This is a genomic window from Xanthomonas pisi DSM 18956 (genome assembly GCF_001010415.1).
Lineage (GTDB): Bacteria > Pseudomonadota > Gammaproteobacteria > Xanthomonadales > Xanthomonadaceae > Xanthomonas > Xanthomonas pisi.
In genome coordinates this window covers 117,346-140,027 of the sequence record NZ_JPLE01000016.1, presented here as the reverse complement: position 1 = coordinate 140,027, position 22,682 = coordinate 117,346, and the positions used below count along the sequence as shown (strand labels likewise).

Below are 22,682 nucleotides of genomic sequence, written 5' to 3'. Positions count from 1 at the left end.
CGGCACCAGCCCGCGCACTGGAACGCTGCGCCGCCTGTCATCGCGATAGGCGGCTGGTGCGATGCCGGTGCATCGGCTTGAAGGCTGGATGCCAGGCGACTTGAGTCCTGGTGCAAACGAAAAGCCGCGCGTCATGAGCCGAATCGATCTGAGGATCAGTTGGGCGCCAGCGTTTGCCGGGAGTCAGCGGGGATGATCGGCCCGATAGCGTTCGAATGCAGCAATTGCGTCGTCGACGGTAATCAGCGACATCACATCGTCGAACTCAATCTTGGTGCCCCAGCCGAGCCGGTCGGCCGGCGTGCGCAGAAACTTGCGCGCTGCCGCGTCGTAACGGTCCACGCAATAGCGCACGTCCGAGTACGGGCCGCTGCGTCGCGGATTGCTGGCCGCATGCAACCCCAGCACCTTGCTACCCATCGCATTGGCGATATGCATCGGGCCCGAATCCGGGGTGACCACCAGGTCGGCGCGGGCGAGCAGCGCGGGAAGCTGCTTGAGCGTGTCCTTGCCGACCAGGTCCAGCAGCGGTGCGCGCGTGTTCGCCACGATGGCGTCAGCCGTGCTGCGCTCCAGTTCGCTACGGCCGCCGCACAGCACCACGCGCCAGCCCTGGGCCGCTGCATGGTCGGCAAGGGCGGCGTGGCGGTCCGGGTACCAGTTGCGCCGCACGTGACTGGAGCAGGGCGAAATCATCAGCACCGGGCGGCCATCGTCGTCCCATTGCGCGCGCGCCCAGGCATGCGCGGCGTCGGGAACCGGCAGGTCCCAGCGCACCTGGGTCTGGCGCAGGCCCAGCGGCTCGGCGAAGCTGCCGATGGCGTCGAGGACATGGATGCCGGGGCGGTCGGCAATGCGCTCTTTGACGAACAGGCCATGCAGGTCCTTGGAGCGGCTGCGGTCGTAGCCGATGCGGCGGCGCGCCGGGACGAATGCCGAGAGCACGTTGGCGCGCAATGCCACCTGCATCTGCAGCAAGGCGTCAAAGCGCCCCAGCGGTGCCAAGGCCTGGCGCAAGGCGCGCATGCCGGCGACGCCGCTGCGTTTGTCGTAGGCATGGAAGTGCACGCCGGGCAGGCCGTCGAGCAGCTTCAGGCCGGCCTTGTCGATGATCCAATGCAGTTGCGCCTGCGGGAAACCCGCCTGCAGCGTGCGCACCAGCGGCACCACATGGGTCACGTCGCCCAGGGCGGACAAGCGCAGCAAACACAGCGATGCAGGCGTTACAGCCATGGTGTTGTTAGACTCGATAGATGGTTTCTTTCGACGCCACCGAAGCGCTGACGCCGTACCGCGAGGCCCGCGGCTATGGCGCCATTCTGTTCGACCGCGAACGGCTGCGGCAAGCCGATGCCGGGCTGTTTTCGCCGCAACGCTGGGGCGACAGAGCGCGACCGGTCGACGAAGGCGGGCGTGGCGGTGCGTGGTTCGTGGATGCCCCGTTCGGTCGCAGTGTGCTGCGGCAGTACCTGCGTGGCGGCATGGCCGCACGCGTCAGCCGCGACCGATACCTATGGAAAGGTGCCGGCCGCACGCGCAGTTTTGCCGAATTCCGCTTGATGCGCGAACTGATCAAGCGCAAGTTGCCGGTGCCGCGTCCGTTGGCGGCCTGCTATCTGCGCGAAGGCCTGGGCTATCGCGCGGCGCTGTTGATGGAGCGCTTGGAAGACGTGCGCTCGCTGGCCGACCATGCGCAGGTGGCCGGGCGCGGCGCGCCATGGGAAGCCACCGGGCAGTTGATCGCGCGTTTCCATCGCGCCGGTCTGGATCACGCCGATCTCAATGCGCACAACATCCTGTTCGATGCCAGTGGGCATGGCTGGCTGATCGATTTCGACCGGGGCGTGCTGCGCATTCCGGCCACGCGCTGGCGCGAGCGCAATCTCAAGCGGCTGCATCGGTCGCTGTTGAAGCTGCGCGGCAATCGCAGCCGCGAAGAGGTCGACAAGGATTACGAGCGGCTGCACCGCGCCTACGAGCTGGCCTGGGGCCGGGGCTACTGATGCAGTGGGCGTTGCGCGTGCAGGGAGTCGGCAATGCGTCGGCAGTGGCGCTTGGTTCGCCGATGGCCACGCTCGAGCGCGCTGGCGCGCCGTGGCTGACCATCGACTGCGGCAGCGAAGGGCTCACCGCCTATCAGGCGCATTACGGTGACCTGCCGCAGGCCATCTTCATCACCCATGTGCATCTGGATCATGTCGGCGGGCTGGAGCGGGTGTTCGTCGACAGCTATTTCTCCGAGCGACGCGGGCGCACGCGCCTGTACGTACCGGCGCCGGTGGTGCCGCTGCTGCAGCGGCGCATTGCCGACTACCCGAATGTGCTCGCCGAGGGCGGGGCGAACTTCTGGGATGCATTCCAGCTGGTGCCGGTCGGCGATGCCTTCTGGCACGACGGGGTGCGGCTGGAGGTGTTCCCGGTGCGCCACCACTGGCCGGAGACGGCCTACGGGCTGCGCCTGAAAGGCGCGCTGGTGTGGACCGGCGACACCCGGCCGATCCCGGAAATGCTGAAGCGTTACGCGGACGACAACGAGTTGATCGCGCATGACTGCGGCGTTCACGGCAACCCGTCGCATACTGGCGTGGATGATCTGGAGCGGGAATATCCGCAGGACCTGTTGAGCCGCATGCTGCTGTACCACTACGCCAGCGACGCCGACGGCGACGTGCTGCGCGCACGCGGCCATCGCGTCGCGGTGCCCGGGCAGTACCTGACGCTGGCGGACCCGACCGCCGACACGGTGCGCTGATGGGCGCCTTGTCGCTGCCGACCCTGACCGGTACCCCGATGCAGGACCGTTACGGCCGCCCGCTGCGCGATCTGCGCCTGTCGGTGATCGAAGCCTGCAATTTCCGCTGCGGCTACTGCATGCCGGCCGACCGTGTGCCCGACGATTACGGCTTCGATGCGCAACAGCGCCTGAGTTTCGATCAGCTGGAAACATTGGTGCGGGCGTTCGTGTCGGTGGGCGTCACCAAGGTGCGCCTGACCGGTGGCGAGCCGCTGCTGCGTCGCGATCTGCCGACCTTGATTGCGCGGCTGACCGCCATCGAAGGGATCGAGGACCTGGCGCTCACCACCAATGGCGCCTTGCTCGCGCGCCAGGCCGAGGCGCTGCGCCAGGCCGGGCTGCGGCGCATCACGGTGAGCATGGATGCACTGGATCCGTCGCTGTTCAAGCGCATGAGCGGCGACCGTGGCGACATCGCACAGGTCCTGGCCGGCATTGCTGCCGCCGAGCAGGCCGGCTTCACGCGGCTGAAGATCAATTGCGTGGTGCAGCGTGGCGTCAATGAGGACCAAGTGTTGCCGCTGGTGGAGTACTTCCGTGGCACCGGGCATGTGTTGCGCTTCATCGAATTCATGGACGTGGGCAGCTGCAACGGCTGGACCCCGGACGCGGTGGTGAGCTCGGCGCAGTTGCACGCGCGCATCCACGCGCGCTGGCCGCTGAGGGCGCTGGACGCCAATTACACCGGCGAAGTTGCGCAACGCCATGCATTCGTCGACGGCGCGGGCGAGGTGGGTTTCGTCAGTTCGGTCAGCGTGCCGTTCTGCGGCGATTGCCAGCGCGCACGCGTGTCGGCCGACGGGCATCTGTACACCTGCCTGTTCGCCAGCCAGGGCCATGATCTCAAGCCGGCCCTGGCCGACGGCGAGCAAGGCCTGGCCACGCATTTGCGTCAACGCTGGAGCATGCGCGGCGACCGCTACAGCGAGGTGCGCGCATCCGCCGCACCGCGACGTGGCAAGCCGGTCGAAATGTTCCTGATCGGCGGGTGAGCGCCTGTGCGCTGCTGACGCAGTTGCGCGGCTTGGAGCTGCGTCTGCTCGATCCGCAGGTGCGTCGCTCGCTGCCGGAGCTGGAGGCGCTACTGGATCCGGCGTTCGTTGAGTTTGGTGCCTCGGGCCGGCGCTACACACGTGAGGAGATCATCGCTGCATTGACCGCCAGCGCTGCGGCTGCCGACTACGCGGCCGACGGCTTCGTCTGCGTACTGCTGGCTCCGCAGCTGGCGCAGCTGCGCTATCGCACCCGCGCGCACGTCGACGGCGTCGTGCGGGGTGCCTTGCGCAGTTCGTTATGGCGCCTGGACGGTGCATGCTGGCGAATGCTGTTCCATCAAGCCACTCCGTTCACCGAGAATGCCGCATCCTGAGCGCCTGTCATCGTGTCGTTTCCCATGCCTGCAAAACCCCGTTCCGCACGCCTGACCCACCTGGACGATTCCGGACTGCCCACGATGGTGGATGTCTCGGACAAGGCAGTCACCGCGCGCAGCGCCACTGCCCAAAGCCGGGTGCGTTTTCCGGCCGCCATCGCCGCACAGTTGCGCGCCAATGGCTTGCGCAGCGCCAAGGGTGGCATCGTCGAGACCGCGGTGATCGCCGGCACCATGGCGGTCAAGCGCACGCACGAGCTGATTCCGTTCTGCCATCCATTGCCGATCGATGCCTGTCGTTTCGAGATCGACTGGGCAGGCGAGCAGGTGCTGGAGATTCACTGCACGGTGCGCTGCGTGCATCGCACCGGGGTGGAGATGGAAGCGCTGACCGGCGCCAGCGTGGCGGCGCTGACGGTCTACGACATGTGCAAGGCGTTATCGCATGCGATGACGATCGGGCCGACCAAATTGGTGTCCAAGCGCGGCGGCAAGCGCGATATCGGAGCGGCGCAATGACGGCAACGGTGACGGTGTTGTATTTCGCCAGTCTGCGCGAAGCGGCTGGAATCGCCGACGAGCGGGTGCAATCCGGCGCGCCGGACCTGCGTGGCCTGTATGCCGAACTCGACGCGCGGCACGGCCTGCGCTGGACGCCTGCACAGTTGCGCGTTGCCGTCGATGGCGCGTTCGCGCGCTGGGACGATGCGCTGCGCGACGGCAGCGAAGTGGTGTTTATTCCGCCAGTCTCGGGAGGTTGAGCGTGAGCGATGAGGTCGTAGCCATCTTTGCACTTTCGGATCTGCCATTGCCGGTGGAGCAGCTGCGTTCCGGCGCGGTGCATCCGCAGGCTGGTGCGTTTGCCAGTTTCGAAGGCTGGGTGCGCAATCACAACGAAGGCCGTGGCGTTGCCGGGTTGCGCTATGAAGCCTATGCCGCGCTGGCTCAGGCCGAAGGTCAGCGCGTGCTCGACGAAGCGATGCGCCGGTTCGCCATCGTGCATGCGCACTGCGTGCATCGGGTGGGCGAGCTGCAGATCGGCGACATGGCGGTCTGGGTGGGCGTCAGTGCGGCGCATCGTGGCGCCGCGTTCGACGCGTGCCGCTACATCATCGACGAGGTCAAGGCGCGCGTGCCGATCTGGAAGCACGAGCACTACCTGGAAGGCGACGCGGGCTGGCTGCATCCTGAGTCGCAGTGATGTCCTCGGTCGCATGACGTGTGCAACAGCATGTCTGCCCTGGCGCACTGCGCTGCCGGTTCGACCGGCATCGTCGCGTTCGACCACGCTGCGTCAAAGTCGGTCTGCTTGATCCATGAAGTCTCCGCAGCTAGGCCAAAACGCGCGCGGCGATGGGGCTGCGAACCGAGACCTGCTTGAAGGGTGGGAGTGCCGCGCCGGTCGACCTCGGCGCCCGCATCGCGCCGAGGGAGGCGCTAACGCTGCAGGAATGTGTGTGCCGTCGCCACGGCGGGCACAAATGACTTGTTGGCTTTATGCATGGGCGCACAGCGCCGCAAAAGATGGCTGCTGCTTGTTGCTCGATCAATCAGGCGCAAGCCAGTGTTCCGGCTAGTCGGCCTGGCGTCTGTCGAAGGTTAGGGTGGTGTCCCCGCCGGTTGACCTCGGCGCCCGCATCAATCGATACCGTTGCTGCCTTCCGGCCCTGGCGGGATTTTCGATCTAGCGTCGCGAGGGACCGACGGGGCCACCATAAGACGTGGGCCACTGGCATGGCCCTGCGATTTGCGGCATTGGTGTCATTGCGCAAATCATGAAACTGGCGGAGAGAGGGGGATTCGAACCCCCGAAGCGCGGTTTAGACGCTTACACACTTTCCAGGCGTGCTCCTTCAACCACTCGGACACCTCTCCGTACCTGCACGACCGGGGTCGAACAGGGCCGCAGATTCTAGCGGTCGCCGGCCCGTACCACAAGCTGAATCTTCCCGGCGCAGCCGGTGAGACGCGCCGTGGCACAATATCGGCTCAGAACAAGCTGGTTGCCCGATGTCTTATCTCGTTCTCGCCCGCAAGTGGCGCCCGAAGCGTTTTGCCGAACTCGTGGGCCAGGAGCACGTGGTCCGCGCGCTCACCAACGCGCTCGACAGCGGGCGCGTGCACCACGCGTTCCTGTTCACCGGCACCCGCGGCGTGGGCAAGACCACCATCGCGCGCATTTTCGCCAAGTCGCTGAACTGCGAGACCGGCACCAGTGCCGACCCGTGCGGCATCTGCCCGGCCTGCCTGGACATCGATGCCGGCCGCTACATCGACCTGCTGGAAATCGACGCCGCGTCCAACACCGGCGTGGACGATGTGCGCGAGGTGATCGAGAACGCGCAATACATGCCCTCGCGCGGCAAGTTCAAGGTCTACCTGATCGACGAAGTGCACATGCTCTCCAAGGCGGCGTTCAACGCGCTGCTCAAAACCCTGGAAGAGCCGCCGGAACATGTGAAGTTCCTGCTCGCCACCACCGATCCGCAAAAACTGCCGGTGACGGTGTTGTCGCGTTGCCTGCAGTTCAACCTCAAGCGCCTGGACGAGGACCAGATCCAGGGCCAGATGACGCGCATCCTGACCGCCGAGGAAATCGAGTCGGACCCGTCGGCGATCGTGCAGCTGTCCAAGGCCGCCGATGGCTCCTTGCGCGACGGCTTGTCGCTGCTGGATCAGGCGATCGCCTATGCCGGCGGTGCGCTGCGCGAGGATGTCGTGCGTACGATGCTGGGCACGGTGGACCGCACCCAGGTCGGGGCGATGCTGCAGTCGCTGGCCGACGGCGATGGCGCGCGCCTGCTGCAGGTGGTCGCTGCACTCGCGGAATTTTCGCCGGACTGGAGCGGAGTGCTGGAAGCACTGGCCGAGGCCTTGCACCGCGTGCAGGTACAGCAATTGGTGCCGTCGGTGGCGTTCGTCGGCGACGGCATCGACCCGACCCCGTTCGCGGCACAGCTGCGGCCGGAAGTCGTGCAGCTGTGGTACCAGATGGCGCTCAACGGGCGCCGCGACCTGTATCTGGCGCCGAGCCCGCGCGCCGGTTTCGAGATGGCAGTGCTGCGCATGCTGGCGTTCCGCCCCGCTGCGGCGGTGCCGGCCGGAAGCAGCGACGATGGACGCGGTGCCAGCGCAGGCGGCGGCGCACGCACGGCCGCTGCGGGCGTGCAGGCGGCGGCACCGGCGACGGCTGCGGCGGCGCCTGCCAAGCCGGTCGAGGTGGTTGAAGCGGCGTCGGGTGCTGGTGCGGCGTCGGTGTCCACAGCAACGTCGGCGTCAACATCGGCACCAATGCCAGCACCAACGGCAGCCGCCGCCCCTTCGGCACCGGCACCGGTTGTGGTGCTTCCTGCGTCGGAGGCCTTGGCTGATGGTCGTTCGTCCGCCGCCGCGCGCACCGACGACGCGCCGCCGTGGGCGGTGGACGATGCGCCGGTGCGTACGCATGCTGCGCCAGTGGCCGATACGGCAGGCGTGCTTGCGCCCGAGTCTGCAATGGCGCCACCGCCGGAAGCCGCTGCTGTGGCGCCGACCACGGCGATACCCGATCTCGTGCCTGCGCTGGCCACCGCCGCTGCTCCCGTGCCCGGAGAGATGGCTGCAGATGCGCCCTCTGTCGCTGCGCCCGCCGAGACTTCGCCAGCTTCAGCATCGTCATCCGCGGTTGCGCCCGGCAACGATTCGGGCACGCCGATCGACGACGGCCGCATTGCCGACGCCGAACAATGGCTCGAGCTGGTCACCCGTAGCGGGTTGAACGGCCCGTCGCGCCAGCTCGCGGCCAATGCGGCATTCATCGGCCATCGCGATGGCGTGCTGCGGCTTGCGTTGGCGCCGGGCTTTGAATATCTCAACTCCGAGCGCTCCATCGCCAACCTCGCGCAGGCGCTGGCGCCGGTTCTCGGAGACACGCCGCGCATCGTGATCGAAACCGGCAGCGCCGATGTCGAGACCTTGCATGAGCGTGCCAACCGCCAGAAAGGCGAGCGCCAGAGCGCAGCCGAAAGCGCCTTCATGAACGACCCGAATGTGCAGCAGCTGATCCAGCAGCAAGGCGCGCGGGTCGTGCCCGATTCCATCCGCCCTTACGACGAGTAACGCCCCATGCGTGGAAATATTGCCCAATTGATGCAGCAGGCGCAGAAGATGCAGGAAAACCTGCAGCGCGCCCAGGAAGAACTGGCCAAGCTGGAAGTCACCGGGACCGCCGGCGGCGGCATGGTCAGCGTGACGCTGACTGGTGCCAAGGAGTGCCGTAAGGTGCGGATCGATCCCAGCATCCTTTCCGACCAGGAAATGGCCGAGGACCTGATCGCCGCCGCCTTCAACGATGCCTCCAACAAGATCGACGCCGAATCCAAGGACCGCATGGGCTCGGCGACTGCCGGCATGCAGTTGCCGCCAGGCATGAAGTTGCCGTTCTGAGCGAGGGGATTCGGGAGTCGGGATTGGGGATTGGCTGGAAGCGAGATCCGCCTCTGCATTTGCGAATCCCAAATCTCCAATTCCCAATCCCGGCCACCCAATGTCCTCCCTACTCGAACAACTGATCGAAGCCTTCCGGGTGTTGCCGGGCGTGGGCCAGAAATCGGCCCAGCGCATGGCCTACCACCTGCTCGAGCGCGAGCGCGAGGGTGGGCGGCGTCTGGCGGCGGCGCTTGCCAATGCGGTGGAAAAGGTCGGCCATTGCGTGCAGTGCCGCGACTTCACAGAGGCGCAGATCTGCCCGATCTGTGCCAACGCCAGTCGCGACCGGCAGCAGCTGTGCGTGGTGGAATCGCCGGCCGACCGATTGGCGATCGAGCACGCCACCGGCTACCGCGGCGTGTATTTCATCCTGCAGGGCCGCCTGTCGCCGCTGGATGGCATCGGCCCGCGCGAGCTGGGGCTGGACCAACTCGGCGAACGCCTGGCTGCCGGCGAAATCACCGAAATGATCATTGCCACCAACGCCACGGTGGAGGGCGAGGCCACCGCGCATTACCTGGCGCAGCTGGCGCGCCAGCATGGCGTGCGGCCCAGCCGGCTCGCGCAAGGCATGCCGCTGGGCGGCGAGCTGGAATATGTGGATCGCGGCACGCTGTCGCACGCCTTCGGCACGCGTAGCGAGGCGGTTTGAGGGCGGGGATTGGGGAGTTGAGATTGGGGATTCGTAGAAACGAAAAGCGGAGGCATGCGCGGTAAGCTCTTGCCAATCCCCAATCCCCAATCCCCATCATGTCCGACACCATCTTCAGCAAGATCATCCGTCGCGAAATCCCCGCCACCATCGTCTATGAAGACGACGAGGTGCTGGGCTTCGAAGACATCGCGCCGCAGGCGCCGGTGCATGTGCTGTTCATTCCCAAGCAGCACGCCATTCCCACGCTGGACGATGTGCCGCCGGAGCAGGCGCTGTTGGTGGGCAAGCTCGCACTCGCTGCAGCGTCGTATGCACGCGAGCAGGGCCTGGCGCAGGACGGCTATCGCATCGTGATGAATTGCCGCGAGCATGCCGGGCAGACGGTATTCCATATCCATCTGCATCTGCTGGCCGGTGCGCCGCTGGGTCGCTTCGGCACACCCTGACTGTGCATCGCTGGGCGTTGCCAACGATGTGACTGAACAGGTCGTTGAGTGGTAAGGATAGGCCGGGGTCGAGCCTGGTCGATCGCCCGTCCGCTGCGGCCGCACGACGATGCGCATCGGCATGCACTCTCGCCAGCCGCGCAGCCGCGGTCACAGCCGGCGTGTTGCGCGTGCGCAGCGCGGGACCGGCGGGGACGGATGCAGCACGAGCGCGTTGATGTCGACGGCTTGTCCACATAAACAAAAACGCCGCTCCTTCAAGAGCGGCGTTTTGCATCACGGCTGACTCAGCAATCGCTTACCACCAGCCGCGGCCCCAGCCCCAGCCGCCGCCCCAGCGCGGACCCCACGGGTCGCCCCAGGGGCCGTACGGGTAGGCCGGCACCACGTCCACGTCGCGCACGACCGGCCATAGGTAGACCACGTCGGCGTTCACCTTGGGCAGCTTGTAGTCGTACTCGCCGATCTTGGTGGTCTCGTAACCCTCGATCTTGCCGATGAAGGTCACTTCACGGCCGGGTTCGAACACGGCCGGGTCGTAGAAGCCCGAGCGGCAGGCCAGGAAGCGGCCATCGCTGGCATCCACGGCATTGCGATCCGGACGGCCGCTGGCGTTGAGCGGGCGCGAAATCAGCTCGAAGCAGGTCTGGCCCTGGCCAGGCTTGGTCTGGATGATCTTGCCGCCCCAGCGCACCGAGGTGCCAAGCTGCGCGCTGGCAGTGGAGTCGCTTGGGCTGACCGTGGGGAACTGGCCCTGCAGCGGCTTGGGCGCGGTGGCGCAGGCTGCGAGCCCGAGCACAGCGACAATGGGAAAAAGAAAGCGGGTACTCATGAGGAAACTCCGGTTCGCGGGCGATGCTGCTGCAGATCTTTAAGGAGTGAGGCGCTGTCCGAATCAGCGCCAGCGTAGCGCGCGGCAGCGAAACGTTGGCTGAGTGCCAACAATGTGGTGTCGGGGTGGGTGCGGGCGACGCGTTGCGCCCAGGCAATGGCCGGTTCGTGCGGTTCGCGGGCAAGGCCCAGCTTGCCGTAACGCCGGCCCAGCCGATGCCAGGCACGCAGCAGCGGGTCGCGCTCGCGTTCGCCGCGCGCCAGCAACCAGCTCATCCACGCCAGTGCACCGACCGCGAACACCCCAAAGACGGCGGCCAGCTGGGTGGGCTCCAGGCGGTCGATACCCAGCGGCTGCAGCAGCCGTTGTTGGCGGTCGGCATTGAAGGACAGCACCAGATCGTTCCAGCCGCGGCGCAGCCAGTCGCCGACCTGGCTCAGGCCGGCCCAGGTGCCGAGCTGGGCGAAGTTGTTGCCATCGGTTTGCAGGCGATCTTCCAGCGTGTCGTAGATGCGTTCGGGCGCCACGGCGGCAGTCGGGTCCACCCGCACCCAGCCGCGACCGGCCAGCCACACCTCGGTCCAGGCATGCGCATCCATGCGGCGCACCACCCAGTAGTTGCCCAGCCCGTTGTAGGTCCCGCCGGCATAGCCGGTGACCACGCGTGCGGGGATGCCGGCGGCGCGCATCAGCACCACGAACGAGGAGCTGAAGTGCTCGCAAAACCCGGCTTTCTGCTGGAACAGGAACTCATCCACGCTGTTACGGCCAAGCAGTGGCGTGTCCAGCGTGTAGGCGAATTCACGGGTGATCCAACCCAGTGCGCGCTGCACGACGGCATCGTCGTTGTTGCCGGCGTCGGCCCGCCATTGCCTGGCAAGCGCGACGGTGCGCGGATTGAAGCCGGGTGGCAGGGCGAGTGCGCGCTTGCGCAACTGATCGGGCAGGTCGCTATCGAAGCGTGCCGGTGGCGCCGATTGCAGCTCCCAGCGGGTCAGTGCGCTCAATGGCCGCTGCGCGAACAGTTCGTAATCGGGCGACAGCTCGGCATCGGCGACACCCTGGGTCGGCAGGTCCAGCGATACCAGCTGGCGACGGTCTGTCGGCTCGTAATCCAGTCGATACCGATAGGTCTGTGGGCCGGGCGTGACCGATGCGGGCTGGCCGCGACCGGTCCAGCGCGCGCGCTGCCAGGTGCGGCCGTCGAAATCCCACATCACCGGCCCGCGCCAGTAGCGCTGCTGCGGCGGTGGCGCCTTGCCGGCGAATTGCACGCGCAGCGCCGGGCTGTCGTCGGCCATCAGGTCGATCCATTCGCCCGGCGACATGTTGTCCGACAGGCCAGGCCGCGACAGTGCGCGCTCAGGCACGCCCCACAGCGGCGAACTCAGGCGCGGCAGCAACCAGAACGTGGCCATGGCCAGCGGCACGCCGATGGCCACCAGCTTGCCGATCCCGCGCAACTGCAGGCGCAGCCCAGGCGTGCTGGTGCGATGTTCTTCGTCGGCCAGCCGCTGCATGCTGAGCAAGGCGCTGACCACCGCCAGCAACGCCAGCCCCATCGTTGCCGGCCCCTGGTCGAGCAGGAATGCCGCAAACGGGGCGAACAAGGCAAAGCCGAGCAGGCTGCGCGCATCGCGCAGGGAACGCAGTTCTGATGCCTTGATCGCCAGCATCGCGGCAAGCACCGCGCACCCGGTATCGCGACCGAAGCGCATACCGATCTGCCAGTACACCGCTGCCAGCATCGCGATCACCAGCAACCCCCGCACCGGCGCCATCACGGTGCCGCGCCAGCTCAGCCCGCCGACCAGCACCGCGGCCACCGCAATGGTGGTGGCGAGCAGGCCGGGCAACTGCAGCAGTAACGGCGCCAGGCCCAGCCAGCTGGTGGCCAGCACCCAGCCGCGGCTGGCCTGGCTGATCGGAAGGGACGGCTCAGTCATGGGGAAGCAGCGCCAGGGCGCGCAGGCATAGGTGGTGGTGGGACGGACCTTGCGCAGGCCCCAGTGGCGGCTGGCCCGGCAGCAGCAGGCGGTAACGCCGTCCGTCGCGTTCGGCCAGATTCACCCAGCGGGCAAGCCGCGCGATGCGGCGTTCGTACGGCAGCGCGTGCAGCGCACGCCAGTCCAGCGTGACTTCGATGCCCAGCGGCTGTTCGTATTCGCGCACCAGCAAGGTGTCGCGACGCGCCGAATGCTTCCAGGAAATCGTGCGCGGCGCATCGCCGGCGCGGTACGGACGCAGTTGATGCAGTTCTTCGCCTTGCGCATGCAGGCGGGTCTGGTTGGGCGAACCGGCGCCATCGGGCAAGGTGGGGTCGTGGTCTTCGGGTTTGGGATAGGCCAGCAACGGGGTTTCCGGCCACACCCACGACCAGGCCCGCACCAGGCCCAGCGGCTGGGTGCTCGACAAGCGGATGCGTTCGATGTCCTGCCAGCCGCGCTGCGTGGTGGGTACCAGCAGGTCGATCTCGGCCATGTCGTGCTCGACCAGCGAGCAGAAACCGCTGCTTTGCAGATGGTCCAGTCGCAGCCCGCGCCGCACGCGGGTATCGCGACGTGCCAACGACACCCGCATCCGCAGCGGCTCGCCGGCCACGACCGGTTCGGCCGAGACTGCTTCGATACGCAGCGTCGACAACTGCAGGTGCGCCATGATGCTGCTGGCGATCCCGGCGGTGGCCAGCAGCAGGGCCAGCAGCAAGGCCGGGTTGTTGTTGTAGTTCAACGCGCCCAGCAGCATCGCCAGCAGCAGGGCGGTGACGAACAACCCGAAGCGGGTCGGCAACACATAGATGCGCCGCCGATCCAGCACGATCGGCAATGCTTCCGCTCCCCGCGGACGGGCCAGCAGGCTGAGCCGGCGGCCAATGCCGCGCAAGGCTGCACGCACCTGGGTCAGTCCACCGGCACGCTGTGCAGCAGCGCCTTGGCCAGCGCCGGCCCGGAGGACGATTCGGCTTCCGGCACCAGCCGATGCCCGGCCACGGCCACGAACAGCGCCTGCACGTCTTCCGGCAGTACGTGCTCGCGCCCGAGCAGCAGCGCATACGCCTTGGCGGCGCGCAGCAGCGCGATGCCGGCGCGCGGGGACAGGCCCACGCGCACCCCGGCGTGCTGGCGGCTGCGCAACAGCAAGGCCTGCACATAGCCGATCAACGCGTCGCTGGTATGGATCTGGCCCACCACCGCGCGCAGCGCGACCACGTCGGTATCGCTGAGCTGTGGTGCGGCCTGGGCGATCAGCTCGCGCCGATCCACCCCCGACAGCAACGCGCGCTCGGCATCGGCGCTGGGGTAGCCCAGGCTGAGCCGCAGCAGGAAGCGATCCAGTTGCGAGTCCGGCAACGGAAACGTGCCCGACAGGTCGACCGGATTCTGCGTGGCAATCACGAAGAACGGTTCCGGCAAGGCGTGGGTCACGCCGTCCAGGGTCACCTGCTGTTCGGCCATGGCTTCCAGCAACGAACTCTGCGTGCGCGGCGGGGCGCGATTGATCTCATCGGCCAGCAGCACATGGGTGAAGACCGGGCCGGGGTGGAACTGGAACTGGCGCGAGGCCGCGTCGTACACCGATACGCCCAGCACGTCGGCCGGCAACAGATCGGAAGTGAACTGCACGCGCTGGAAGCCCAATCCAAGGCTGGAGGCCATCGCGTGGGCGAGGGTGGTCTTGCCCAGGCCGGGCAGGTCTTCGATCAGCAGATGTCCGCCGGACAGCAGCGCCACGAACGCCAGCCGCACTTCCTGCGCCTTGCCCAGCAGCAGCGAATTGACCTGGTCTTGTGCGCGCCGCAGCGAATGGCGCAGCGCATCGGTTAGCATTTCCGTGGAACGCAGCGGTGTCGACATCACAATTCCGTAGGTGAGAAGAAGAGTGCACAGGGCAATGCAAGGGGACCAACGCGCACATCGCACCTTCGTGATCCTGTGGACACTGGCGACGGCCGTCAAGCTGTTGATCGCCGCGCGGCTGCCGCTGTTTGTGGACGAGGCGTTTTATTGGCAGGAGGGCCAGCACCTGGCTGCGGCGTATTCGGATCTGCCGGGTATGACCGCCTGGTTGGCGCGCCTGGGTGTGGAGGCGGGCGGTCATCATCTGTTGGCGCTGCGGCTGCCGTTTCTGGCCATCGCCGCGCTGCTGCCGTGGCTGGTTGCGCACATCGCCACGCGCTGGTTCGGTTCCACCCTGGGCTGGCAGGCCGGCAGCCTGACGCTGCTGATGCCGCTGTCGGCCACGCTGGGCATCCTGGCCGTGCCCGACGTGCCGATGGCCCTGGCAGCTGTGCTGTGCATGGATGCTGGCGCACGCCTGCTGCGCGAGGTCGATGCCACCAGCGCGCTGGAGCTGGCGATCGGCCTGGTCATCGGCGCGCTCAGCCATTACCGCTTCGTCGGTGTGATCGGCGTGGGCTGCATCGCGCTGCTGTGCATTCCGCAAGGGCGTGCGGTGCTGCGCGACCCGCGCATCTGGCTGGCGCTGACGGTGGGCGCGGTGAGCTGGCTGCCGCTGCTGTTCTGGAACACCGACCACGACGAGGCCGGGCTGCGCTTTCAACTGGTCGACCGGCACCCGTGGCGGTTCCAGATCGGCGGACTGTGGTTCCTGCTGATCCAGGCGGCGGCGGTGACGCCGCTATTGGCCTGGGCGATGGTCAAGGTGAGTCTGGCCGGCACGCGTTCCGGCGGCGGGTCGCGTGCGCAGTGGCGTTACTTCGGATTGCTGGGCGGCATCTCGACCGTGGCGATCTTCGTGCTCGGCTTCTTCAGCGATGCCGAGCGGATCAGTTTCCACTGGCCGCTGCCCGGCTATCTGGCGTTGCTGGTGGCGGTGCCGGTAATCCTGTTGCGCTGGCCGCTTCCGTTGCGCCGTGCCGCATGGCTGCTTGCGCTGCTCGGCACGCTGGGGGCTTACGGGTATTACCTGGCGGTGTCGGTGCCGTCGATCCGCGCGCATGCGGCCGGCGAAAAATACTACCCACGCAATTTCGCCGGCTGGAACGATCTGGCGCGTGCGGTCAAACGTCAGCTGGCGCAGATGCCGCCGGGCACGCGGGTGCTGGCAGAGAACTTCAAGGTGGGCGCCGAGCTTGGTTTTCAGTTGCACGATGCGCAGATCGAGGTATTGCGTGCCGACTTGAACGACAAGCACGGGCGCAGCGCGCAGTTGCAGCAATGGGGCCTGCTCAGCGACGGACACCGCGATGGCCCGCGTCTGCTGGTGCTGTCGCCCAGCGATCAGCGTTACCGCGACCTGCTCAAGCGCTATCACGCGATCTGCGACATGGTCGGCCCGTTGCCACCGCCCACGGTGGTCTCCAACGATCACGGGTATCAACGTTTTCTGCTGTTCGGGCTGCCGGCGCAACGCGCTCCCGGGCCGTGCATCGCCCCGGCAATGGCCTGGATCGACACGCCGCTGCCGGATGTGCGGGTCTCCGGCCAGGTCCAGGTGCGTGGTTGGGCGTTCAAGGACGGTATCGGCCTGGCCGATGTGGAGCTGCTCCTCGATGGCCGTCCGGTCGCGCGAGCCGACTACGGCAGCCCGATGGATGTCCGCCCCTACTGGAAGATCTCCACCGACCCGCAGCATCCCAACGTCGGCTTTTCCGCCACGCTCGATACGCGCGCGCTGCCATCGGGCACGCATTGGTTGGGCCTGCGCCTGCACGGCCGCGACGGCAGCGTCGAGGACTGGTGGGAGCAGCCTGTCACCGTTTCCGCACCTTAGATCACGCAATGACCGACGCCTTGCCCGTTACCCATCCCGTACCTCTGTCCGGGTTTCGAATCGCCGTGCTGGTGCCCTGCCATAACGAGGCGGCGACCGTCGCCGCCGTGGTCGGCGATTTCGCTGCGGCATTGCCGGGTGCGGCGATCCACGTGCTGGACAACAACTCCAGCGATGCCACCGCGTCCAACGCCGCGGCAGCTGGCGCGCAGGTGTGCCGCGTTGCGCTGCAGGGCAAGGGCAACGTGGTGCGGCGTGGATTTGCCGATGTCCAAGCCGACATCTACGTGCTGGTGGATGGCGATGCGACGTATGACGCAGCCGCAGCACCGGCGTTGGTGCGCAAGCTCATCGACGAACGGCTGGACATGGTGGTCGGCGCGCGTCGCGATCAACAGCAGGCCGCCTATCGGCCAGGGCATCGGCTCGGCAATGTCCTGTTGACGCGCTGCGCCGGGGTGCTGTTCGGGCGCAGTTTCGACGACATGTTGTCCGGGTACAGAGTGTTTTCGCGGCGCTACGTCAAATCCTTCGCGGCGCATGCGCATGGCTTCGAAACCGAAACCGAGCTGGCCGTGCATGCCTTGCAGCTGCGCATGCCGGTCGCCGAGGTCGAGACGGCATATGGCGTGCGCCCGGAAGGTTCGCAAAGCAAGTTGAACACCTGGCGCGACGGCTGGCGCATCCTCACCACGATTGCAAAACTGTTCAAGGCCGAGCGGCCGCTGTTGTTTTTCTCGATCGGTTTTGCGCTCAGCGCCGCGTTGTCGATCGTGCTGGCGATCCCGTTGTTCGAGACCTATCTGCAGACCGGTCTGGTGCCGCGCTTTCCGACCGCGATCCTGTGCGTGGCGCTGATGCTGCTGGGCTTTCTGTTGCTGGCCTGCGGACTGATTCTGGATACGGTCACGCGTGGGCGCGTCGAAGCCAAGCATCTGGCGTATCTGGCCGAGCCGGGCGTAGGCAATCGTGTGGCGGCCTCGCACGACAAGGGGGCGCAGTGATGGCATCGGTGACCAGGGCGACGTCGACGACGCGCCGGCAGCGTTTGTTGCGCTGGGCGGATGATCGTTTCGGTTTCCATTCGCCGCGCCAGATCATCGCTGCGGTCGTGGCCGTGCTGCTGCTCGGTGCGCTGCTCTCGCTCGGCCTCGGTCAGGACGCCAATTGGGATTTACGCAATTACCATCTCTACATCGGTGACGCGTGGGCCCATGGCCGTCTGGGCGTGGACCTGGCGCCGGCGCAGATGCAGAGCTATTTCAGTCCGCTGCTCGATGTGCTGCATGCCTGGTTGATGCTGCATCTGTCCGGGCCATTGGTCGGGGCGTCATTGGGTGCGCTGCATGCAGTGGTGTTCATGCCGGTGGCCGTCGTGGCGTGGCGTGTCCTGTCCAATGAATCGCGACGTGCGCAGTGGACCCCGCTGTTCGCGTTGGCCGGCATGTGCAGTGCGGTGTTCCTGTCCGAACTGGGCAACACCATGGGCGATACCGCCAGCGCGATCCCGGTGCTGGCGTCGCTGGCGATCGTGCTGCTGACACAGGCCAACGCGCGGCAGGGGCGAGGCGTTGCGTGGGGGTGGGCCATTGCCGGCGCACTGATCGGTCTGGCGATCGCGCTCAAGCTCACCAATGCGCTGTACGCGCTGGCGCTGGCGCCGGCGGTTCTGTGCGACGGCGGGCGCATGCGTTCGCGGATTCTGGGGTTGAGCGTCCTGGCCGGTGTCGCGGTGCTGGTCTTGCTGTTGCTGGCCGGGCACTGGTATTGGCAGGTCTGGCAACACTTCGGCAACCCGCTGTTTCCGCAGTTCAACGGCGTGTTCAAGTCGCCGCTGGCTCAGCCGGTGTCGATTGCCGATGTCCGCTGGTTGCCGCGCAGCATCGGCGAACACCTGATCTGGCCGCTGCTGTTTACGTTCAAGCCGCAACGCGTCGGCGATCTCGGTCTGGTACAGGCGGGATGGGCGGTGTTGTATGCGGTCACGCTGATGGCAGCGGGACGCATCGTGCTGCGCCGCCGCGTGCCTGCGACAGGCCGCGATCGCGCAGCGGTAGTCCTGCTGGTGTTCTTCGGCATTGCCTATGCGCTGTGGCAAGCGGTCTTCAGTATCCACCGCTACCTGCTGGTACTGGAGCTGCTTGCGCCATTGGTGCTGTGGGTCGTATGCCGGCATGCCTTTGCGGTGAATGCGGATCGCAAGGCTGCGTGGTTGATCGGTATGTGCGCGCTGGTTGCGGTGGCTGGATGGAAGGACTGGGGGCATGAGGCGTGGGCGCGCGACAGTTTCCAGGTCGAGCAACCGGCGCTTGCCGATCCTGCTGCATCCACGGTGCTGCTGGTCGGCGACGAGCCGCAGTCCTGGCGAGTGCCGCTGTTGCCGCAGCAGGCGCGTTACATTGGCGTGGCGACCAATCTCTCCGAGACCGATCGGTACCGCGAGCGGGTCAGGGCCTTGATCGCCGAGCGGCCGCAGCTGTACGCGATGCTGGGTGCGACGCGCGACAAGCAGCGATTGCGGATCGATCGCATGAATGGCTGGGCGCAGCAGTTTGGCTGGGACACGCAGCCTCGGTGCGCGCGGTTGCGCTGGTTGATCGCCCGCGGTCTGCGTGCGCAGCTGGAAGCAGTGTCGCCAGGGCGCTGTGTGCTGCAGGTGCCCAGGGGCAAGGCGCTGGATATCGCCGCTGCAGATCGCGCGGTGCGCGAATCCGCGCAGCAGCGTCTGGCTGCGTACGGGCTGAGCCTGGATCCGTCACGGTGCCGCACCTTGTCCTCGCATGTCGGACAAGCCGAGTACCCATATCAATTCTGCGAACTCGCTCGGCCGGAGTAGCGCAACCGGCCGGTGCTCGTGCAACGGGCAGCGGTCGTGCCACGCCTCACTGGCTGTAAGTCGCGCCGTGGTGACGGTGGGCCTATAGCGTCATGGCGACTTGCGAGCAGATTCGCTTGAGCGGCCCTGTCACGGCCGAGTTGGTCTTACGGAATCGCGAACCCGGCCTGCCGCAACAGCCGCGCCAGCGCGATCAGCGGCAGGCCGACCAGGGCGGTTGGGTCTTCCGAGCGAATCGCATCGAACAAGCCGATGCCCAGGCCCTCGCATTTGAAGCTGCCGGCGCAATCCAGCGCGGGTTCGGCGGCCAGGTAGCGTTCGATCTCCACCGCTGTCAGCAGGCGCAGCTGCACCTCGGTCACATCCAGCGCATGCAGGCGGCGGTCGGGGCCGGCCAGGCTGACGGCGGTGTGGAAGCGCACCACCCGCCCGGACATGGCGCTCAGCTGCGCGCGTGCCTGGTCCAGGGTTCCCGGCTTGCCCAGGGCCTGGCCGTCCAGATCGGCGACCTGGTCCGAGCCGATGACCCAGGCCCCGGGCGCATGCGCACCCACTGCGGCGGCTTTTTCGGCGGCCAGGCGGCTGGCCAGCGCGCCCGGCGCTTCGCCCGGCAGCGCCTGCTCGTCGACCTCCGGGCGGGCGGTGGTGAAGTCCAGCCGCAGGCGGCCCAGCATCTCGCGCCGATAGACGGAGGTGGAAGCAAGGATCAGGCGTGGCATCATGAACGTCGAAAGAGGCGGGCAGGGGAGTCTGCCAGCCCGCGCGTCCTGCGGCACATGTGAATGGGGCCATTTGACATGGCTACTGCGGGTCTTTAACATTCTGCGGCTTATGTCCGCGAACGTACCCGAAATGCTGGATGCTTGGCGGATGGTCGCAGCGCGCAGGCGCTTCGATGGCCGCATCCCGCTCTCTGCGATGACCCGTTTGCAGGGAAGTCTGGTCGATACCGAGGGCGAATGCGTCTATTCGCTCCAGTTCGATCAGGACGCCCTGCTCAAGGTCGCCTATGTCGAACTCAGCATCGATGTCGAGCTGCCGCTGGCCTGCCAGCGCACCTTGCAGCGTTTTCTGTATCCGGTGCAGATCAGGCAGCGTCTCGGTCTGATCCGCGACGAGGACGAAGAGGCGGCGTTGCCGCCCGATTACGAAGCCTTGCTGGTGCCCGACGACGGCATGCTGCGGGCGACGGATCTGGTGGAGGACGAACTGGTGCTGTCGGTGCCGGTGGTGCCGATGGCGCCGGGCAGCGAAGCCATCGAGGCCGAGTGGGTGCCGAGCCAGGAAGAGCAAGACAAGGCCAGTCCGTTCGCGGCGCTGGCAGCGTTGAAGAAACAGTAACCGCCGCTGTTAAGGGCGGAAAGACAGGTCGACGCGGGCGTAGAGCGTGCTGTTCGACTCAACAGACAAGTTATCGAACTAAAGTTGGAGCAATCCCATGGCTGTGCAGAAATCCCGTGTCACCCCGTCCCGTCGCGGCCAGCGTCGTTCGCACGATGCCCTCACCGCCAAGCAGCTGTCGACCGACCCGACCAGCGGCGAGATCCATCTGCGTCACCACATCACCGCTGACGGTTACTACCGTGGCAAGAAGGTGATCGCGACCAAGTCGTCGGCCGTCCAAGAAGATTGATCCGTGGCACCCGCCGCAGTTTTGCCGGCGGGTGACCCTCGATACTTCCGGAGCCGCCAATCACCGCGGCTCTTGCACCAGGAAACAGCATGAGCAAGCGGATCTATTCCAGAATCGCGGGCACGGGTAGCTATTTGCCCGAAAAGGTGTTGACCAACGACGACATGTCCAAGATCGTCGACACCAGCGATGAATGGATCTTCTCGCGCACTGGTATCCGTGAACGTCACATCGTCGCCGACGACCAGACCACCAGCGATCTGGCGTATTTCGCCTCGCTGAAGGCGATGGAAGCGGCCGGCGTCACCGCCGACGAGATCGACCTGATCGTCATCGGCACCACCACGCCCGACCTGATCTTCCCGTCCACGGCCTGCCTGCTGCAGGCGCGGCTGGGTAACGTCGGTTGCGGTGCGATGGACGTCAATGCCGCCTGCTCGGGCTTTGTCTATGCGCTCAGCGTGGCCGACAAGTTCGTGCGCAGCGGCGATGCCAATACCGTGCTGGTGGTGGGGGCGGAAACGCTGACCCGCATCGTCGACTGGACCGATCGCACCACCTGCGTGCTGTTCGGCGACGGTGCCGGCGCGGTGATCCTCAAGGCCGACGAAGAGACCGGCATCCTCAGCACGCATCTGCATGCCGACGGCAGCAAGAAAGAGCTGCTGTGGGACCCGGTGGGCGTGTCGGTGGGCTTCGGCGAAGGCAAGAATGGTGGCGGCGCGTTGCTGATGAAGGGCAACGACGTGTTCAAGTACGCGGTCAAGGCGCTGGATTCGGTGGTCGACGAAACCCTGGCCGCCAACGGCTACGACAAGCACGACCTGGATTGGCTGATCCCGCACCAGGCCAATCTGCGCATCATCGAAGCCACCGCCAAGCGGCTGGATCTGCCGATGGAGCAGGTGGTGGTCACCGTGGATCGCCACGGCAATACCTCCTCGGCCTCGGTGCCGCTGGCGCTGGACGAAGCGGTGCGCTCCGGCCGCGTGCAGCGGGGCCAATTGCTGCTGCTGGAAGCGTTCGGTGGTGGATTTACCTGGGGCTCGGCGCTGCTGCGCTATTGAGTTCCGCAGGCGCCGCCGGCGGACGCGGCGGCGCCTGACAGCATCAGGGACGGACCCGTCATGGCAGAACCCATCGTCATCGCCGGCCAGCGCGTCTGGTTGAAGCAGTATCGCCGCGGCAACCGGGCGGTCTCGCTCGGCGCCCTCAACTTCGTCGCCCGCCGCTGGGGCCTGGATGCCCTGCGTCCGCCGCCGCACCGTGGCGGCGATGCCGCGCGCGACCTGGAAGCGCGCCGCCTCGGCGAACTGCAGGCGCAGGCGGTCAATGTGCCGCGCGTGGTCGGTTGCGGGCAGGCGGCATTGGTGCTCAGCGACAATGGCCGTTCCTTCGCCAGTTGCCTGCGCGAGGCCGATGCGCCCGAGCGCGATCGTCTGATCGCGTTGGCAGTGACCGCCATCGCCGATGCCCACCGCGAAGGTGCGTATTTCGGCCAGCCGCTTCCGCGCAACATGACCTACGACGGGCAGGCGGTCGGCTTCATCGATTTCGAAGAGGATCCGCTGGAAGTGATGGACCTGGCGCAGGCGCAGGCGCGCGACTGGCTGGTGTTCGGCTACGGCGTGGCCAAGTACTACCGCGGCCGCCGTGAGGTGCTGCAGGGGTTGATGACCGGCGCCTTCGATGCGGCCGGCCCGGCCGTGGCGGCGCATGCGCATGTGGTGACCGGGCGATTGCAGCGGGTTGCGCAGCTCACCGGCCGGCTGGGGCGTTCTGCCGCGGCGCTGGCGCGCGCCATCCTGGCCATCCATGCAGCGACCTCGTTCGGCGTCGTGCTGGTGCTGGTGGTGTGCGTGGACTGGCTCGCCGACGGGGACATCGACCTGCTCAACGCCTTGTTGTAGCTGG

General features: G+C 66.9%; 24 protein-coding genes, 1 tRNA gene and 1 other RNA gene. 18 read left to right on the top strand and 8 right to left on the bottom strand.

Annotated features, from left to right (window positions below; all coding sequences use genetic code 11):
* Positions 1–183 precede the first annotated feature (183 nt).
* The gene (locus Y887_RS04445) at positions 184–1,233 is read right to left on the bottom strand and encodes a glycosyltransferase family 9 protein (RefSeq protein WP_046963192.1); all 1,050 of its coding nucleotides are present in this window, start codon (positions 1,231–1,233) and stop codon (positions 184–186) included.
* 20 nt (positions 1,234–1,253) lie between these two features.
* Here Y887_RS04445 and Y887_RS04440 point away from each other — a divergent pair, with 20 nt between their 5' ends.
* Genes Y887_RS04440 through Y887_RS04410 form a run of 7 tightly spaced genes read left to right on the top strand, consistent with a single transcriptional unit; the run spans position 1,254 to position 5,367 of the window.
* Entirely contained in the window at positions 1,254–2,003 is a 750-nt protein-coding gene (locus Y887_RS04440) for a 3-deoxy-D-manno-octulosonic acid kinase (protein WP_046963191.1), read from the top strand.
* On the top strand, positions 2,003–2,752 hold the full coding sequence (locus Y887_RS04435; protein WP_046963190.1) for an MBL fold metallo-hydrolase: 750 nt from the start codon (positions 2,003–2,005) through the stop codon (positions 2,750–2,752). The genes Y887_RS04440 and Y887_RS04435 overlap by 1 nt, the downstream gene beginning before the upstream one ends.
* On the top strand, positions 2,752–3,786 hold the full coding sequence (moaA, locus tag Y887_RS04430; RefSeq protein ID WP_046963189.1) for a GTP 3',8-cyclase MoaA: 1,035 nt from the start codon (positions 2,752–2,754) through the stop codon (positions 3,784–3,786). The genes Y887_RS04435 and moaA overlap by 1 nt, the downstream gene beginning before the upstream one ends.
* Positions 3,783–4,163, top strand: coding sequence for a nuclear transport factor 2 family protein (locus Y887_RS04425; RefSeq protein ID WP_046963188.1), 381 nt, complete (start codon positions 3,783–3,785; stop codon positions 4,161–4,163). Before moaA ends, Y887_RS04425 begins: the two co-directional genes overlap by 4 nt.
* Before the next feature lie 24 nt (positions 4,164–4,187).
* Complete coding sequence (gene moaC, locus Y887_RS04420) at positions 4,188–4,685, top strand: cyclic pyranopterin monophosphate synthase MoaC (RefSeq protein ID WP_046963187.1); 498 nt, start codon at positions 4,188–4,190, stop codon at positions 4,683–4,685.
* Positions 4,682–4,927, top strand: coding sequence for a MoaD/ThiS family protein (locus tag Y887_RS04415; RefSeq protein ID WP_046963186.1), 246 nt, complete (start codon positions 4,682–4,684; stop codon positions 4,925–4,927). Before moaC ends, Y887_RS04415 begins: the two co-directional genes overlap by 4 nt.
* Entirely contained in the window at positions 4,924–5,367 is a 444-nt protein-coding gene (locus tag Y887_RS04410) for a molybdenum cofactor biosynthesis protein MoaE (protein WP_046963185.1), read from the top strand. The genes Y887_RS04415 and Y887_RS04410 overlap by 4 nt, the downstream gene beginning before the upstream one ends.
* A gap of 409 nt (positions 5,368–5,776) precedes the next feature.
* Here the strand turns inward: Y887_RS04410 and ffs are convergent.
* Positions 5,777–5,873: signal recognition particle sRNA small type (gene ffs, locus Y887_RS18615), an RNA gene on the bottom strand.
* A 75-nt stretch (positions 5,874–5,948) separates the two neighbouring features.
* Positions 5,949–6,041: transfer RNA gene (locus Y887_RS04405), tRNA-Ser, on the bottom strand.
* A gap of 135 nt (positions 6,042–6,176) precedes the next feature.
* Between Y887_RS04405 and dnaX the strand changes: the two genes are divergently transcribed.
* The 4 genes from dnaX (at position 6,177) to Y887_RS04385 (ending at position 9,734) form a co-directional block, all read left to right on the top strand.
* Positions 6,177–8,264: a DNA polymerase III subunit gamma/tau gene (gene dnaX / locus Y887_RS04400; RefSeq protein WP_046963184.1), complete on the top strand. Its 2,088-nt coding sequence runs from the start codon at positions 6,177–6,179 to the stop codon at positions 8,262–8,264.
* Between the two features lie 6 nt (positions 8,265–8,270).
* Complete coding sequence (locus tag Y887_RS04395) at positions 8,271–8,591, top strand: YbaB/EbfC family nucleoid-associated protein (RefSeq protein ID WP_005913896.1); 321 nt, start codon at positions 8,271–8,273, stop codon at positions 8,589–8,591.
* Between the two features lie 100 nt (positions 8,592–8,691).
* Positions 8,692–9,285, top strand: a complete 594-nt coding sequence (gene recR / locus Y887_RS04390) for a recombination mediator RecR (RefSeq protein ID WP_046963183.1) — start codon at positions 8,692–8,694, stop codon at positions 9,283–9,285.
* A gap of 98 nt (positions 9,286–9,383) precedes the next feature.
* Positions 9,384–9,734: a histidine triad nucleotide-binding protein gene (locus Y887_RS04385; RefSeq protein WP_046963182.1), complete on the top strand. Its 351-nt coding sequence runs from the start codon at positions 9,384–9,386 to the stop codon at positions 9,732–9,734.
* 298 nt (positions 9,735–10,032) lie between these two features.
* Here Y887_RS04385 and Y887_RS04380 read toward each other — a convergent pair whose 3' ends face one another.
* From Y887_RS04380 to Y887_RS04365, 4 genes are read right to left on the bottom strand one after another with little or no spacing between them, the layout of a single operon-like run.
* Positions 10,033–10,566 (bottom strand): Slp family lipoprotein, encoded by a 534-nt coding sequence (locus tag Y887_RS04380; RefSeq protein ID WP_046963181.1) that lies wholly within the window; start codon positions 10,564–10,566, stop codon positions 10,033–10,035.
* Positions 10,563–12,512 (bottom strand): transglutaminase TgpA family protein, encoded by a 1,950-nt coding sequence (locus tag Y887_RS04375; RefSeq protein WP_046963180.1) that lies wholly within the window; start codon positions 12,510–12,512, stop codon positions 10,563–10,565. Before Y887_RS04375 ends, Y887_RS04380 begins: the two co-directional genes overlap by 4 nt.
* Positions 12,505–13,461: a DUF58 domain-containing protein gene (locus tag Y887_RS04370; protein ID WP_046963179.1), complete on the bottom strand. Its 957-nt coding sequence runs from the start codon at positions 13,459–13,461 to the stop codon at positions 12,505–12,507. The genes Y887_RS04375 and Y887_RS04370 overlap by 8 nt, the downstream gene beginning before the upstream one ends.
* Positions 13,462–13,466: 5 nt before the next feature.
* Positions 13,467–14,420, bottom strand: coding sequence for an AAA family ATPase (locus Y887_RS04365; RefSeq protein ID WP_046963178.1), 954 nt, complete (start codon positions 14,418–14,420; stop codon positions 13,467–13,469).
* A gap of 37 nt (positions 14,421–14,457) precedes the next feature.
* Between Y887_RS04365 and Y887_RS04360 the strand changes: the two genes are divergently transcribed.
* Genes Y887_RS04360 through Y887_RS04350 form a run of 3 tightly spaced genes read left to right on the top strand, consistent with a single transcriptional unit; the run spans position 14,458 to position 19,135 of the window.
* Positions 14,458–16,299 (top strand): glycosyltransferase family 39 protein, encoded by a 1,842-nt coding sequence (locus tag Y887_RS04360; protein WP_046963177.1) that lies wholly within the window; start codon positions 14,458–14,460, stop codon positions 16,297–16,299.
* A gap of 8 nt (positions 16,300–16,307) precedes the next feature.
* Positions 16,308–17,303, top strand: a complete 996-nt coding sequence (locus tag Y887_RS04355) for a glycosyltransferase (RefSeq protein WP_046963176.1) — start codon at positions 16,308–16,310, stop codon at positions 17,301–17,303.
* On the top strand, positions 17,303–19,135 hold the full coding sequence (locus Y887_RS04350; RefSeq protein ID WP_219819713.1) for a glycosyltransferase 87 family protein: 1,833 nt from the start codon (positions 17,303–17,305) through the stop codon (positions 19,133–19,135). Before Y887_RS04355 ends, Y887_RS04350 begins: the two co-directional genes overlap by 1 nt.
* A gap of 146 nt (positions 19,136–19,281) precedes the next feature.
* Here Y887_RS04350 and Y887_RS04345 read toward each other — a convergent pair whose 3' ends face one another.
* Positions 19,282–19,857 carry a Maf family protein gene (locus Y887_RS04345; protein ID WP_046963175.1) on the bottom strand — a complete coding sequence of 192 codons (576 nt, stop codon included), beginning with the start codon at positions 19,855–19,857 and terminating at the stop codon, positions 19,282–19,284.
* Positions 19,858–19,966: 109 nt separating this feature from the next.
* Between Y887_RS04345 and Y887_RS04340 the strand changes: the two genes are divergently transcribed.
* From Y887_RS04340 to Y887_RS04325, 4 genes are all read left to right on the top strand, one after another.
* The gene (locus tag Y887_RS04340; protein WP_046963174.1) at positions 19,967–20,476 is read left to right on the top strand and encodes a YceD family protein; all 510 of its coding nucleotides are present in this window, start codon (positions 19,967–19,969) and stop codon (positions 20,474–20,476) included.
* Between the two features lie 97 nt (positions 20,477–20,573).
* Positions 20,574–20,768 carry a 50S ribosomal protein L32 gene (gene rpmF, locus Y887_RS04335; RefSeq protein WP_003483870.1) on the top strand — a complete coding sequence of 65 codons (195 nt, stop codon included), beginning with the start codon at positions 20,574–20,576 and terminating at the stop codon, positions 20,766–20,768.
* An 89-nt stretch (positions 20,769–20,857) separates the two neighbouring features.
* Entirely contained in the window at positions 20,858–21,835 is a 978-nt protein-coding gene (locus tag Y887_RS04330) for a beta-ketoacyl-ACP synthase III (RefSeq protein ID WP_046963173.1), read from the top strand.
* A 60-nt stretch (positions 21,836–21,895) separates the two neighbouring features.
* On the top strand, positions 21,896–22,678 hold the full coding sequence (locus Y887_RS04325; RefSeq protein WP_046963172.1) for a BUD32 family EKC/KEOPS complex subunit: 783 nt from the start codon (positions 21,896–21,898) through the stop codon (positions 22,676–22,678).
* The last annotated feature ends 4 nt before the right edge of the window (positions 22,679–22,682 follow it).